The sequence below is a fragment of the Streptomyces sp. NPDC048590 genome, from assembly GCF_043199535.1.
GTDB lineage: Bacteria > Actinomycetota > Actinomycetes > Streptomycetales > Streptomycetaceae > Streptomyces.
Map to the genome: position 1 here is coordinate 294310 of NZ_JBICWC010000009.1, position 13892 is coordinate 308201.

General features: G+C 71.3%; 12 protein-coding genes. 7 read left to right on the forward strand and 5 right to left on the reverse strand.

Going from position 1 to position 13892, the window contains the following annotated elements; all coding sequences use genetic code 11:
* Positions 1-107 precede the first annotated feature (107 nt).
* Genes ACGFNN_RS26290 through ybaK form a run of 3 tightly spaced genes read left to right on the forward strand, consistent with a single transcriptional unit; the run spans position 108 to position 2451 of the window.
* Positions 108-1148 carry a hypothetical protein gene (locus ACGFNN_RS26290; RefSeq protein ID WP_393559473.1) on the forward strand — a complete coding sequence of 347 codons (1041 nt, stop codon included), beginning with the start codon at positions 108-110 and terminating at the stop codon, positions 1146-1148.
* Between the two features lie 11 nt (positions 1149-1159).
* The gene (locus ACGFNN_RS26295) at positions 1160-1933 is read left to right on the forward strand and encodes an LON peptidase substrate-binding domain-containing protein (RefSeq protein WP_393559475.1); all 774 of its coding nucleotides are present in this window, start codon (positions 1160-1162) and stop codon (positions 1931-1933) included.
* Positions 1934-1950: 17 nt separating this feature from the next.
* Positions 1951-2451, forward strand: a complete 501-nt coding sequence (gene ybaK, locus ACGFNN_RS26300; RefSeq protein WP_362547641.1) for a Cys-tRNA(Pro) deacylase — start codon at positions 1951-1953, stop codon at positions 2449-2451.
* Positions 2452-2511: 60 nt separating this feature from the next.
* Here ybaK and ACGFNN_RS26305 read toward each other — a convergent pair whose 3' ends face one another.
* The 4 genes from ACGFNN_RS26305 to ACGFNN_RS26320 form a co-directional block, all read right to left on the reverse strand.
* A complete protein-coding gene (locus tag ACGFNN_RS26305) occupies positions 2512-3222 on the reverse strand; it encodes an ABC transporter permease (RefSeq protein ID WP_393559477.1) in 711 nt (236 codons plus the stop codon).
* Between the two features lie 34 nt (positions 3223-3256).
* Positions 3257-4105: an ABC transporter permease gene (locus ACGFNN_RS26310; protein ID WP_393559479.1), complete on the reverse strand. Its 849-nt coding sequence runs from the start codon at positions 4103-4105 to the stop codon at positions 3257-3259.
* Between the two features lie 55 nt (positions 4106-4160).
* Positions 4161-5144, reverse strand: coding sequence for an ABC transporter ATP-binding protein (locus ACGFNN_RS26315; RefSeq protein WP_393559618.1), 984 nt, complete (start codon positions 5142-5144; stop codon positions 4161-4163).
* 118 nt (positions 5145-5262) lie between these two features.
* Positions 5263-6534, reverse strand: a complete 1272-nt coding sequence (locus ACGFNN_RS26320; RefSeq protein ID WP_393559481.1) for an NYN domain-containing protein — start codon at positions 6532-6534, stop codon at positions 5263-5265.
* Positions 6535-6794: 260 nt separating this feature from the next.
* Here ACGFNN_RS26320 and ACGFNN_RS26325 point away from each other — a divergent pair, with 260 nt between their 5' ends.
* On the forward strand, positions 6795-6974 hold the full coding sequence (locus ACGFNN_RS26325) for a hypothetical protein (RefSeq protein WP_393559483.1): 180 nt from the start codon (positions 6795-6797) through the stop codon (positions 6972-6974).
* Positions 6975-7054: 80 nt separating this feature from the next.
* On the opposite strand, the gene dnaE is transcribed toward ACGFNN_RS26325, so the two are convergent.
* The gene (dnaE, locus tag ACGFNN_RS26330; protein ID WP_393559485.1) at positions 7055-10594 is read right to left on the reverse strand and encodes a DNA polymerase III subunit alpha; all 3540 of its coding nucleotides are present in this window, start codon (positions 10592-10594) and stop codon (positions 7055-7057) included.
* A gap of 214 nt (positions 10595-10808) precedes the next feature.
* On the opposite strand from dnaE, the gene ACGFNN_RS26335 reads away from it, so the two are divergent.
* Genes ACGFNN_RS26335 through ACGFNN_RS26345 form a run of 3 tightly spaced genes read left to right on the forward strand, consistent with a single transcriptional unit; the run spans position 10809 to position 13778 of the window.
* A complete protein-coding gene (locus ACGFNN_RS26335; protein WP_393559487.1) occupies positions 10809-12134 on the forward strand; it encodes a DUF2252 domain-containing protein in 1326 nt (441 codons plus the stop codon).
* A gap of 60 nt (positions 12135-12194) precedes the next feature.
* Positions 12195-12920: a hypothetical protein gene (locus ACGFNN_RS26340; RefSeq protein WP_393559489.1), complete on the forward strand. Its 726-nt coding sequence runs from the start codon at positions 12195-12197 to the stop codon at positions 12918-12920.
* Between the two features lie 42 nt (positions 12921-12962).
* Positions 12963-13778, forward strand: a complete 816-nt coding sequence (locus tag ACGFNN_RS26345) for a DsbA family protein (protein ID WP_393559491.1) — start codon at positions 12963-12965, stop codon at positions 13776-13778.
* Positions 13779-13892 lie beyond the last annotated feature (114 nt).

Genomic DNA, 13892 nt, shown 5'->3' on the forward strand with positions numbered 1-13892 from the left:
GGCACTCCCCTCCTTTGCCTTTTCTTGACTCGCCCCAGGGCAACCCTCCGACTCGGCACAGAAGCTTCACAAGCCGCCTCTGGCGCCGCCCCCACCTGGGCTTTTCAATGGTCTGCACCATGGCTTTCCTCCGCGCACTGCTGACCACCGCGCGTTCCCGTCACGCCCCCGGGCAGACGGCCGGCCACACGGATCTGCCGGCGGACGACGCGGTGATGCTCGACGCCCCCGACGACCGGCTCTCACCCGCGCTGGTGGCCGCGGCGCTGGGGGACTTCGAGCCCGCGGCCAAGCTCCTCGCCACCACCAGGGACGCGGGCGACTGGGAGTTCCGCGACCGCACCCTGGCCCGCCTCGTCACCTTCGCCCGCAGCCGTGACGACTGGCTCACCGGCTGGCTGGCCTCCGCGCCCCGGGACCCCGACGCCCTGCTGGTGAAGGCCTCGCTCGCGGTACGCCGGGCCTGGGACTCCCCCGCCCACGCCGAGCTGCTGCGCGAGGTGGGCCCGCTGATCACCGCGGCGGCGGACGCCGAGCCACGCGACCCGGTGCCGTGGCGTCTGGCGCTCGACCACGCCCGGGGCACCCACGCGCCGCACACGGTCTTCGAGTCGCTGTGGGAGCAGGCCGTGCGCCGGGCCCCGCACCACTACGGCAGCCATGTCTCCGCACTGCGCTACCTCTCGGCCGAGTGGTACGGCTCCCACCGCGAGTGCTTCGACTTCGCCGAGCGGGCGGCCGAGGACGCCGCGGGCGACTCCCTGGTCCAGGCGCTTCCCGTCCGGGCGGCCTACGCACTGCTGCGGGACGAGAAGGCGGCGGCCCGGGCGACCTCCGTGCAGCAGGACCGGGTGGACGCCGCCGCCGATCTCGCGATCGGCTTCTCCGCCCGCTTCCCGGTGGCCGATCCCTGGCCGGCGGAGGTACGGAACCTCCTGGCCTGCGTCCTGGTGGCCAGGGGCCGCACGGACGAGGCGATGGAGGAGTTCCGGCGGATCGGACCGTACGCGACCTCCTTCCCCTGGGCGGGGATGACCGGCGAGGCGCTCGGAGGGTTCCTCGCCGCGCGGGCGGATGTCCGGGCCCGGGTCGCCTCGGCCACCGCTGTGCGCGGGAGGCCGGAGCACAGCGGCCGCCGCGGCCATTAGGCTTGGCGGCTGTGACCACCGCTCGCCTGCCCCTCTTCCCGCTGAACGCGGTGCTGTTCCCCGGCCTCGTGCTGCCGCTCAACGTCTTCGAGGAGCGTTATCGCGCCATGATGCGCGAGTTGCTGAAGATCGACGAGGACGAACCGCGCCGCTTCGTGGTGGTCGCGATCCGCGACGGCCGCGAGACCGCCCCGACGGCGACCGGGATGCCGGACACCGCGGCCACCGCTCCCCCCGTGGAGCGGGCACCGGCCGACGGCTTCGGCCCCGATCCCATCCAGACCTTCCACCGTGTCGGCTGTGTCGCCGACGCGGCCAAGATCCGTGAGCGCGCCGACGGCAGTTACGAGGTGCTGGCGACCGGAACCACCCGGGTCAGGCTGCTCTCCGTCGACGCGAGCGGCCCCTTCCTGACGGCCGAGGTCGAGGATCTGCCCGAGAATCCCGGCGCCGAGGAGGACGACACGCCCACCGACGAGGCCGGCGCCCTCGCGGAGGGTGTCCTGCGGGCGTTCCGCAGCTACCAGAAGCGGCTCGCGGGAGCCAGCGAGCGCTCGCTGACGACCGGTGCGGACCTCCCCGACGATCCGTCCGTCGTCTCGTACCTGGTGGCCGCCGCGGCCGTGCTGGACGTCCCCACCAAGCAGCGGCTGCTCCAGGCCCCGGACACCGCGACCCGGCTGCGGGAGGAGCTGGCGCTCCTGCGTAAGGAGACGGCCGTCATCCGGCACCTGCCGTCGCTCCCGGCGGCCGATCTGACCCGCGATCCCACGCACCCCAACTGAACCGAGGGACCTGCCCGGTGGCGAAGAAGTCCAGGAAACAGCAGCCCGGCGGAACCCCGGCCACGGTCGCGCTGACCGCGGCCGGGACCGAGTTCACCGTCCACGCCTACGACCACGACCCGGCGTCCCCGTCCTACGGCGACGAGGCGGCCCAGGCGCTCGGGGTCTCCCCGGACCGGGTTTTCAAGACGCTGGTCGCCGACGTCGACGGCGAGCTGGTCGTCGCCGTGGTGCCCGTCGCCGGGTCGCTGGACCTGAAGGCCCTGGCCTCGGCGGTGGGCGGCAAGCGGGCGGCCATGGCGGACCCCGCCGCGGCCGAACGGACCACGGGATACGTACGGGGCGGGATCTCCCCCCTCGGCCAGCGCAAACGCCTGCGCACGGTGCTGGACGAGTCGGCGGGGTCGCACCCGACGGTGTGCGTCTCGGCGGGACGCCGGGGCCTGGAGGTCGAACTCTCGCCGGCCGATCTCGCCGCCCTGACCGGGGCGTCCCTCGCCCCGATCGGCCGCGGCTGAGAGGGCCCTGCCCGCCGCCGGACCGCGGTCAGGGCCCGGGACGGCGGTCGGCGCCAGGTCTCAGGAGTTTCCCTCGGCGCGCTTGTCCGGCCACTGCTGGTACGGCGTGGCGCCCCCGGCCCCCGGGGTCTGCTCCCCAGCGGCGTACGGCATCCCCTGGGCGACGTCCCACTCGGGCTCGGGGTCCCGCGGCCCGAACAGTGCGGTCAGGCCGAGGTGGGCGATCATCGCCGCGACGGGCCAGGCGAGGACCGCCGCCCCCACGGCATGCAGTTCGAGCGGCGCGTCGAAGGTGACGCCCTTGCCGACCTCCTTGGCGTGGGCCACCACGTCGGAGGTGGGACCGAACCAGGTGCCGATCCCCCAGGCGAGCAGCGAGCCGAGGAGGCCGCCGAGGGCGAGCCCGACCACCAGCGGAATGCCGCCGCGCCTGCGGAAGAGGAAGACCGCGGCGCCGGTGACCAGACCGAAGGCCAGTCCGAGGAGGACGAAGGTGCCGTCGGCGCCGATGGCCTCCTCGGACTCGCTGTTCTTCAGGAAGACGGCGGTGTCGTCGGAGACAAGCGGCACCCGCGGCGCCAGCCAGAGCCAGAGCAGCCCGAGGGCGAGACCCGCCACGGTCAGCACCGCGGCGATCACCGCGCCCTGTCTGATCTCCGTGCGCCGCTCGTCGCCCGGCTGCTCTCCGGGCACGGCGTGCGATCCGGACGGCGTGGCCTGCCACGGGTCGTTCGGCTGGGGCTGGTGCGGCGGCGTCAACGGTGCGGTCACGGTGCCATCGTGCCAGGCGCCGGAAGGCACCGCTTCACCGGACCGCCGCGCGGCGGTAGGCCCAGGTGGCCACAGCCAGCGAGAGCACGCCGACAGCGGCGCAGACCGCGAGGTCCAGCGCCACGACCGCCCAGTCGGGGTGGGCGTCGAAGGACCGGGACAGCGCCTCGACCCCGTACGTGGAGGGCAGCAGATCGCGCGCCCACCCCACGGGCCCCGGCAGCCGCTCGGCGGGCAGCACGCCCAGCAGCAGGGCGGCGGACATGCCCAGCTGTCCGAGCAGCGTCGCCAGTTCCTGCCGGGGGGCCAGCAGCCCGAGTGCGGCGCCCAGCCCGGACAGCGCGGCCCCCGACAACGGGATGACCGCGACGAGGACCCACAGGTGTGTCATGGGCAGCCCGAACAGCGCGCTCCCCGCGACCGCCGTGACGATCGTGCCGGGCACGGTGAAGGACGCATACGCCCCGGCCGCCCCCAGTACCACCGCGGCAGGGGGCACCGGCAGGGTTGCGTAGTGGTCGAGTCCGCCGCCGGCGCGGAGCTGCCCGAAGTACTGGGCGAGCAGGTTGAGGGCGACGAAGGCCACGACCAGCACGCTGGACCCGGCCACGACGGCCCGTGCCTCGGCGCCGCCGTCGACGACCCCGCGCATCAGGACCATGATCCCGACCGACTGGAAGGTCGCCACGAAGAGCAGCGGGATGCGGGCGACCCTCGCCCGTGACAGCTGCGCCCGGTAGACGGCGGCCAGCGAAGGCAGCAGTCCGGCGCGCGGTGCCAGGTCGGCCGGGGCCGTGCGGGCGGACGGGCCGCCGGGGACGGCGGAGGTCCGCGCCTTCGTCTCGGACACCTGCACGACCTCCGTGGGAACGATGCTCGTCACCTTGCGACGCTCCCGTCCGACTCCGGAACGAATTCCGACACCTTCACCGTCCTGATCACGCCTTCACCAGCCCCTCGGTAGCCCTCGCGGCGTCCCCGCCGAGGGCGAGGTAGACGTCCTCGAGGCTGGGCGTGGCCAGCGTGAAGTCGTCGAGCGAGGAGAACGCCGCCCCGCCGGTCACCGCGGCGACCGCGGCGCGTGCCTCGTCGGGGCCGAGACGCAGCACCCAGGTACGTCCCGACTCCTGCGCCGATCCGCGGAGGGCCGCCACCTCCGGGACCTCCAGCGGGGCGCGCTCGCGCCAGACCAGCTCGACCCTGACCTCACCGGCCACCCGCTCCTTGAGCCCGGCCGGGGTGTCGCAGGCGATCACGGCGCCGCGCTCCATGACCGCGACGCGGTCCAGGACCGTCTCGGCCTCGATGACGTTGTGAGTGACGAGCAGCACGGTCGTACCGTGCTCGGCCCGGCGCCGGTCGACGGCGGACCAGACGGAGCGCCGGGCGACGGGGTCCATGCCGGTCGTCGGCTCGTCCAGCACCAGGAGGGGGCGTTCGCCCACCAGCGCCGCGGCGAAGCAGGCGAGCCGGCGCTGTCCGCCGGACAGCTTCTTGATAGGACGCCCGGCGAGCTCGGTGAGCCCGAGCTCCTCCAGCACCGCGTCACGCGCGGCCCGCGCCTGCCGTACCGGAAGGCCCCGCAGCCGGCCGGTGGTCTCGGCGGCGAGGGACACGGTCAGCTCGTCGAGGGCGGTGGACTCCTGCCCGAGGTAGCCGATGAGCCGGGACGCGCGCTCGGGGTGGCGCACGAGGTCGTGTCCCAGCACCTCGACGCTCCCGGAGTCGGGGCGCATCAGTCCGGTCAGCTGGCGTACGAGCGTGGACTTGCCCGCTCCGTTGGGGCCGAGCAGGCCGAAGATCTCCCCGCGCCGGACATCGAGGCGGACCCCGTCGGTGGCACGCACCTCGGGAGTGGCCGCGCGGCCGCGTCGGCCGCGGACGGCGGGGTAGGTCTTGACCAGGTCACGCACCGCGCACACGGTCCCGGTCCGTGCCTGTGCCGTGCCCGCAGCCTGTGCTGTGCCCGTACTCACGAGGTATGAGACTACGGGGTCGGATGCCCCGTATTGCGCCCGGGGCCGGGCAGTGCCGCCCCGCTCACTCCCCGGAGGGCACGTGCTCGGCTGCCGCGCGTACGTCGACCTCCCGCCAGAACCCCGCCCTGATGGCATAGCGGTCGTGCTCGTCGATCTGGTCGTCCTTGTGCGCGAGCAGACCGAAGCGCGCGGCGTACCTCAGGAGTTCACCGTCGATGCGGTGCGGGATCCGGGGGTACATGGTGGACAGCTTCTGCAGGTGGACGGTCTCCGGGAGGCGTTCCATCCACCGCCGGGCGAAGACCTGGCCGACCTCGAAGGGGTCGCCGCCGACGGTCGTGATGTCCTCCTCCCTGTCCGCCCAGCGCTGTTCCGCACTGGTGAGCTGCGCCAGGGTGGGCAGGGAGGCGGTCTCCGCCGGCTCCCCGAGGGGGCCACCGCGTTCCACCCAGCCCTTGTCGGAGGACCAGCGCAGCGTCGCGTTGGCGGCGGGCGGCTGGGGGGCGTGCTGGGCGGCGCGGTCGCCGGGGGCGCGCAGGCTCGCCAGGTCCTTGGGCGTCGGTACGCCCTTGTGCCCGGGCGCCGGCTGCGGGTGCGGGTGCGGGTGCGGGGTCTCCTCGGCGGGCGGTGCGGCGGCGGTGCCGTTGCGGGCGGCGGCCTGGGCCTCGGAGGCCCGTTCCGCGGAGGCGGCGAGCGCGGCCTCGGGCAGGGGGGCGGAGAGGATCGCGGCGATCTCGGGCCGGGTGACGGGCGCGGGCGCGCACACCCCGCCGGTCTCCTTGGCGCGTACGGCCTTGGTGATCCAGGCCCGGTCCAGGACGCGCCGTTCGTCGGCCTCGGCGACCAGGTCCTCGGACTGGTTGTAGTCGCCGTCGGCGGCCTGCACGGCCCAGAGATGGACCGCGACGCCGTGCTCCTTGGCGGACATCAGGCCGGGCAGCAGATCGCCGTCGCCGGTCACGAGCACCACGTCGGAGCAGGCGCGGTTCCTGGCCAGCTCGGTCAGTTCCGCGTGCATCGCGGCGTCGACGCCCTTCTGGGCCCATCGTCCGTCACTGCGGGTGAGGGCCCCGAGCCGGACGGTCACCCTGGGCATGACCCGGAGCCTGCGGTGTTCCGGCTGGGGCACGCGGTCGGGGGCGCCGTCGAACCAGTAGATGCGCAGCAGCGGCTGCTGGGTGTCGGCCTCGGCGCGTTCGCGCAGGCCCTGGATCAGGGCCGCGTGGTCGACGGTGATGCGGGAACGGGCGGGCTCTCCGGCCAGCAGGCTCGCGGCTGCGCCCAGCAGGTAGCCGGCGTCCACCAGGACGACGCAACGGTCCACGCGTTCCACCCTCTTCCAGTTCCGGGAGCGGATCGACGGATCCGGACATGGGGGTGGGTCCGCCGACTCGCTTACTCAGGGTTTCCTTCGAGTCTGCCCGACGGCAACGGCGTTAAGGTCCGGAACTCGATCATCGGCGTGGCGGATCCGGAAGCGGCGCATGATACCTCGCCTACTACGCTCGGTAATGATCCAACATGCGGCCTATGCGGTGATATGTGAGTCTGACAGCGGTTCTGGACCCCAGATCTCCCCCAGGAGGCATGACGATGGCGAAGAACAAGAACCGCAAGCAGGGCAGCCAGCGCGACCGCGCGACCGCCGCGGAGCGTGGCACCGAGGACGCGAAGTCGGCGGCGTACGAGTCGCAGACCCAGGCGCAGTCGCAGGCGCAGGGCAGCCCGGCGGACGTGGCGCGCAAGCACCAGAAGCGCTTCGGCCACAACTGACGGTTCGCGGGCCTCACAGGCCGACAGGGGCGCCCCGCCACATGGCGGGGCGCCCCTGTCGTGGGTGCGGGTGCCGGGCCTCAGCCGGCCAGGCAGGAGGGGCCGAGGAGGACCTTCAGGTCGCCGAAGAGGGCGGGGTCCGGCTTGACGCGGTGCCGGTCGAGACGGAGCACGGTGGTCTTGCGGGGGCCCTGGAGCCTGATGCGTACCTCGGTGTCGCCCCGGTGGTTGCTGAGGACCTCACCGAGCCGGCTGACCATGGGCGGGGTGACCCTCACGGTGGGGATGGTCAGGACGACGGGCGCGTTGGACCCGGCGTTGGAGATGTCGGGCACCTGCATCTCCATGGCGACCAGGCGGGGTACGTCCTCGCGCTTGTCGAGGCGCCCCTTGACGAAGACGACGGTGTCCTCGACGAGCTGGGTGGAGACCAGCTGGTAGGTCGCGGGGAAGAACATGCACTCGATGGAGCCGGCGAGGTCCTCCACGGTCGCGATGGCCCAGGCGTTGCCCTGCTTGGTCATCTTGCGCTGGAGGCCGGAGATGATGCCGCCCACGGTGACGATCGCGCCGTCGGAGTGCTCACCGCCGGTGAGCTGGGAGATCGCGGCGTCCGACTTGTCGGACAGGACGTGCTCCAGCCCGAAGAGCGGGTGGTCGGAGACGTAGAGGCCGAGCATCTCGCGCTCCTGGGCGAGCAGGTAGGACTTCTCCCACTCGATGTCGGAGAACTCCACGTCGAGGCCGAAGCCCGGCTCGTCGCTCGCCTCGTCGCCCATGCCGCCGAAGAGGTCGAACTGTCCCTCGGCCTCCTTGCGCTTCACCTGCACCACGTTGTCGATCATGGGTTCGTGGTGGGCGACCAGCCCCTTGCGGGTGTGGCCCATCTCGTCGAAGGCGCCGGCCTTGATGAGCGACTCGATCGTCCGCTTGTTGCAGACGACCGCCTCGACCTTGTCGAGGAAGTCGGGGAACGTGGAGTACTTCCCCTTGGCCTTGCGGCACCTGATGATCGAGTCGACGACGTTCTGCCCGACGTTGCGGACGGCGGTCAGCCCGAAGAGGATCACGTCGTCGCCCTGGGCGGCGAAGTTCGGCTCGGACTCGTTGACGTTCGGCGGGAGCACCTTGATGCCCATGCGCCGGCACTCGTTGAGGTAGACGGCCGACTTGTCCTTGTCGTCCTTGACGGAGGTCAGCAGGGCCGCCATGTACTCGGCGGGGTAGTTCGCCTTGAGGTAGGCGGTCCAGTAGGTGACCAGGCCGTACGCGGAGGAGTGCGCCTTGTTGAAGGCGTATCCGGCGAAGGGGACCAGGACGTCCCAGAGTGCCTGGATCGCCGCGTCGGAGAAGCCGTTCTTCTTGGCCCCGGCCTGGAAGAGCACGAAGTTCTTCGCGAGCTCCTCGGGCTTCTTCTTGCCCATCACACGGCGCAGGATGTCGGCCTCGCCGAGCGAGTACCCGGCGATGATCTGGGCGGCCTTCTGGACCTGCTCCTGGTAGACGATGAGGCCGTAGGTGAGGCCGAGCGTCTCCTTGAGGGGCTCCTCCAGCTCCGGGTGGATCGGGGTGATCTCCTGGCGGCCGTTCTTGCGCTCGGCGTAGTTCGTGTGCGAGTTCATTCCCATCGGGCCCGGCCGGTAGAGGGCCGAGACGGCGGAGATGTCCTCGAAGTTGTCGGGCTGCATCTGGCGCAGCAGGGAGCGCATGGGACCGCCGTCGAACTGGAAGACGCCGAGCGTGTCACCGCGGCAGAGCAGTTCGTACGTCTTGGGGTCGTCCAGCGGCAGGGCGAGCATCTCCAGGTCGATGCCCTTGTTGGCCTTCACCATCTTGATGGCGTCGTCCATGATCGTCAGGTTGCGCAGGCCGAGGAAGTCCATCTTCAGCAGGCCGAGCGACTCGCACTGGGGGTAGTCCCACTGCGTGATGGTGACGCCGTCGGTGTGCCGGACCCAGACGGGCGCGTGGTCGACGATGGGTTCGCTGGACATGATCACGCCGGCCGCGTGCACACCCATCTGCCGGACGAGGCCCTCGACGCCCTTGGCGGTGTCGATGACCTTCTGGACGTCCGGCTCGTTCTCGTACATGCCCCGGATCTCGCCGGCCTCGCTGTAGCGCGGGTGCTTGGGGTCGGTGATGCCGCTGAGGTCGATGCCCTTGCCGAGGACGTCGGCGGGCATGGCCTTGGTGAGGCGGTCGCCCATCGCGTAGGGGTAGCCCAGGACGCGCGCGGAGTCCTTGATCGCGTTCTTGGCCTTGATCTTTCCGTACGTGCCGATCATGGCGACCTTGTCGGCGCCGTACTTCTCGGTGACGTACCTGATCACCTCGACGCGCCTGCGCTCGTCGAAGTCGATGTCGACATCGGGCATGGAGACGCGCTCGGGGTTGAGGAAGCGCTCGAAGATCAGCCCGTGGGTGATCGGGTCGAGGTCGGTGATGCCCATGGCGTACGCGACGATCGATCCGGCCGCGGAGCCTCGGCCGGGGCCGACCGCGATGCCGTTGTTCTTGGCCCACATGATGAAGTCGGCGACGACGAGGAAGTACCCCGGGAACCCCATCTGGATGATGATGTCCATCTCGTACTCGGCCTGCTTCTGCCGGTCCTCGGGGACGCCGTCCGGGTAGCGGCGGCCCATGCCGACCCGGACCTCCTCCTGGAACCACGTGACCTCGGTGAAGCCGTCCGGGATCTCGAACTTCGGCATCAGGTCGCGCTTCTCGAACATGCCGGTGGTGTCGATCTGCTGCGCGACCAGGAGGGTGTTCGCGCACCCCTCCTGCCAGGCGTCCGAGGAGTCGACGGCGTACATCTCGTCCGTCGTCTTGAGGTAGTAGCCGGTGCCGTCGAAGCGGAAGCGGTCCGGGTCGGAGAGGTTCTTGCCGGTCTGGATGCAGAGCAGCGCGTCGTGCGCGGTCGCCTCGTGGGCGTAGGTGTAGTGCGAGTCGTTGGTGACGAGCGGCGGGATGTCCAGCTTCCGGCCGATCTCCAGGAGCCCGTCGCGGACCCGGCGCTCGATCTCGATGCCGTGGTCCATCAGCTCCAGGAAGTACCTGCCCTCGCCGAAGATGTCCTTGTAGTCGGAGGCCGCCTGCACCGCCTCGTCGAACTGCCCGAGCCGCAGCCGGGTCTGCACCTCGCCGGAGGGGCACCCGGTGGAGGCGATCAGGCCCTCGGACCACTGGGAGATGGTCTCCTTGTCCATGCGCGGCCACTTCTGCAGCCAGCCCTCGGCGTACGCGTCCGAGGAGAGCTTGAACAGGTTGTGCAGCCCGGTGTTGTTCGCCGCCCAGATCGTCTTGTGGGTGTAACCGCCGGAGCCGGAGACGTCGTCGCGCTTCTGGTGCGGCTGCCCCCACTGGATCTTCCGCTTGTGCTTGCGCGACTCCGGGGCGACGTACGCCTCGATCCCGATGATCGGGGTCACACCGGCCTTCTTGGCCGAGTGGAAGAAGTCGTAGGCGCCGTGGAGGTTGCCGTGGTCGGTCATCGCGATGTGCGACATGCCCATCGTGTTGGCCGCCTCGAACATGTCCTTGAGCCGCGCGGCACCGTCCAGCAGCGAGTACTGGGTGTGGACGTGCAGGTGCGTGAAGGGCGGCTTGGTCACGGCGCTGTGCCTCCGGGGTTTCGGTGATCGGTGTGGCGCGGGGCCCCTGGGCGAGGGGGGGCGGACGGCGGGTGAACGGTCGGGGGGACAGCGTGGAAGTCTACGTCTCCCCGATCCCTGACGACGGGCACTCCGGGGTACGGTCGCGCGTTGGAAGGGCTGGGACACCCGTCCCTTTTGTCATGAACGCCCATGCAGCAGGAGGCAGCGAACGATGTCGGACACGCGGACCGGTGCGGAACAGCGCGGGGATCAGATTCTCGAGGTCTTCGACACCGCATTCGGGCGGCTCCTGGCCGCCGACCCCGCAGCCTTCCGCGTGAAGTTCCGCAAGATGGCCGGATCGGCGTTCGCCTTCTACCGGGGCTCGGCCGCCCTGTTCTACGCCGATCTGGACCGCGAGCAGCACGCCGGCCCCTACCTGGACGAGCGGACCAGCCGGGTCTGGATCCACGGCGATCTGCACGCCGAGAACTTCGGCACCTACATGGACGCCAACGGCCGCCTGGTCTTCAACGTCAACGACTTCGACGAGGCGTACGTGGGCCCCTTCACCTGGGACCTCAAGCGCTTCGCCGCCTCCGTGGCCCTCATCGGGTACTCCAAGGCACTGGGTGACGACCAGATCACCGAGCTCGTACGGGTCTACGCCGCGGCCTACCGGGAGCGGATCCACGCCCTGGCCACGGGCGCCAAGAACGACGAGGTGCCGCCGTTCACGCTGGACACGGCCGAGGGACCGCTGCTGGGTGCGCTGCGCGTCGCACGGTCGATGACGCGGTTCGGGCTGCTGGAGTCGATGACGGAGATCCGGGACTTCGAGCGCCGCTTCGGCGCGGGCGGCGGGGCGATCGACCTGGACGCGGCGACGCGGTACAAGGTGCTCGCGGCGTTCGACGGCTACCTCGAGACGCTGCCCGAGTCGAGCCTGGCGCGGCCGGACTCGTACCGCGTGAAGGACGTCGTGGGCCGCCGTGGCATCGGCATCGGGTCGGCGGGCCTGCCCTCGTACAACATCCTCCTGGAGGGCAACAGCGACGCCCTGGAGAACGACGTGGTGATCTACCTCAAGCAGGCGCAGACCCCGGCGGTCTCCCGGCATGTGACCGACGCGACGGTACGGGACTACTTCCAGCACGAGGGGCACCGCACGGTGATCTCCCAGCGCGCGCTCCAGGCGCACGCCGACCCGTGGCTGGGCTGGACGGAGCTGGACGGTGCGGGGCAGTTGGTCGCCGAGGTCTCGCCGTACGCGGTGGACCTGGACTGGTCCGACATCGACGAGCCGGAGGAGATCGCGGCGGTGGTCGCCGATCTCGGCCGGGCCACGGCGACGATGCACGCGGCGGCGGACGACGAGAGCGGCCACTCGCTGGTGCCGTTCTCCACCGAGCGCGCCATCGACGCGGCCGTCGCGGCCGACGAGGAGGGCTTCGCGGAGCTGCTGGTGGACTTCGCCCACAGCTACGGCGCCCGCGCCCGCGCGGACCACCAGATCTTCGTGGACCTCTTCCGCAACGGCCGCATCCCGGGCCTCTGACGCGGCTCCCGCGGGTTCCTTAAGGGCCCCTTACAGGAACGCATGACACACTCTGCGTCGATGGACGTATCAGGGACCCGGATCAGAGCGGTACGCGCGGCGCTGTTCACCGCGCTCGTCGTCACGCTCTCGTCCGCCTCCCATGTGCTGCTCTCCCGGGTCCCGCTGCCGCTGACCGTGGTCGCGCTGCTGGCGGGGGCCGTCTTCGCCGTGGCGTACGCGCTGGCGGGCCGGGAGCGAGGGTTCGGGGCGATCGCCGGGCTGTTGGTTCCGCTGGAGCTGGCCGCCGACACGGTCTTCACCACCGGCCAGCACCTCTGCTACGGCGCGGCCGGCGGCCCCATCGCGGGTCCGCTGCGCTCCGTGGGCGTCGATGTCCTCTGCGGCGGCGATGCCGGTGCCGGCCCGGACGGGCTGACGGGTGTGGCGGCGGTGGGCACCCCGCTGGCCGGTGTGACCACGGGCGGGGACCGCGCCGCCGCCCTCCTGGCCTCTCCCGGCCCAGCCGTCCCGTGGCTGCTGCTGGCCGCGCACGTCACGGTGGGCCTGCTGGCCGCGGCCTGGCTGCGGCGCGGTGAGGCCGCGCTCGCCGGGCTGCTGCGGGCGGCGGCGGCCGTCGCCTTCCGCCCGCTGCTCGTCGCGGTCGCGGCGGTGGGTGCGACGCGACGCCCCGCCCGTGCCGGTGCCCGTCGTACGGGCAGCCCGCACCCGCTCGCGCCCGCCCGTTTCCCGGTGCACTCCGTGGGACGGAGGGGTCCGCCGCGCTCGGCTCCCACCCCTGCCTGAGTCGCGGTAACCCCCCTTTCGACACGTCTACGGAGCATTCCCATGAGCAAGCGCAACACCCAGGCCAACAAGTCCGCCGCCCGTGAGCGGCTGCGCGTGGAGCGCGAGCGCCAGGCCAAGAAGGACAAGGCACGCAAGCAGATCGTCGTCGGCGTCTCGGTGGTCGCCGTCCTCGCGATCGCCGGCGGTGTCAGCTACGGCGTGATGCAGCTGAACAAGCCGTCCGCCTGGGAGGCCGCGGCGGACGCGAAGAACGTCACGGCGCCGAAGAACACCTCGGGCACCGACGGCACCACGGTCGTGATCGGCGAGTCGAGCGCGAAGAAGACCCTGGAGCTGTACGAGGACTCGCGCTGCCCGATCTGCGCGACCTTCGAGCAGACGGTCGGCGAGACGGTCGCCAAGGACGTCGAGGCCGGCAAGTACAAGATCAAGTACGTCGGCGCCACCTTCATCGACAACTCCGACAGCGGCGAGGGGTCGAAGAACGCCCTGAGCGCGCTGGGCGCGGCCCTCGATGTGAGCCCCGAGGCCTTCCTGGAGTACAAGACGGCCCTGTACTCGGCGAAGTTCCACCCCGAGGAGACCGACGACAAGTTCGCCAAGGACAGCTACCTGATCGAGGTGGCCGACTCGGTGGACGCCCTGAAGGACAACAAGGCCTTCCAGAAGGCCGTCGAGGACGGCACGTACGACGCCTGGGCGGTCAAGATGTCCAAGACCTTCGACAAGAGCGGGGTCCAGGGCACGCCGACCCTGAAGATGGACGGCAAGAAGGTGACCGCCGAGGGCAGCGAGAACGCGCCGATGACGGTGGCCGAGTTCAACACGGCGATCACCAAGGCCCTGAAGGGCTGACCGCAGAATCCGCGCCTGACGGGTGCGGTCGCCGTAACTCGCGGTGTCTTCCGGCCAACAGGCGGGCGAACTTCCTTTGTTCGCTCGCCTGTTCGCCTTACCCGCCAGTAGGGT

What these genes read in the sequence shown, in the direction of transcription:
- ACGFNN_RS26290 (WP_393559473.1), top strand. Translation starts at nt 108, where the DNA reads ATGGTCTGCACCATGGCTTTCCTCCGCGCACTGCTGACCACCGCGCGT.
- ACGFNN_RS26325 (WP_393559483.1), top strand. Translation starts at nt 6,795, where the DNA reads ATGGCGAAGAACAAGAACCGCAAGCAGGGCAGCCAGCGCGACCGCGCG.
- ACGFNN_RS26335 (WP_393559487.1), top strand. Translation starts at nt 10,809, where the DNA reads ATGTCGGACACGCGGACCGGTGCGGAACAGCGCGGGGATCAGATTCTC.
- ACGFNN_RS26340 (WP_393559489.1), top strand. Translation starts at nt 12,195, where the DNA reads ATGGACGTATCAGGGACCCGGATCAGAGCGGTACGCGCGGCGCTGTTC.
- ACGFNN_RS26345 (WP_393559491.1), top strand. Translation starts at nt 12,963, where the DNA reads ATGAGCAAGCGCAACACCCAGGCCAACAAGTCCGCCGCCCGTGAGCGG.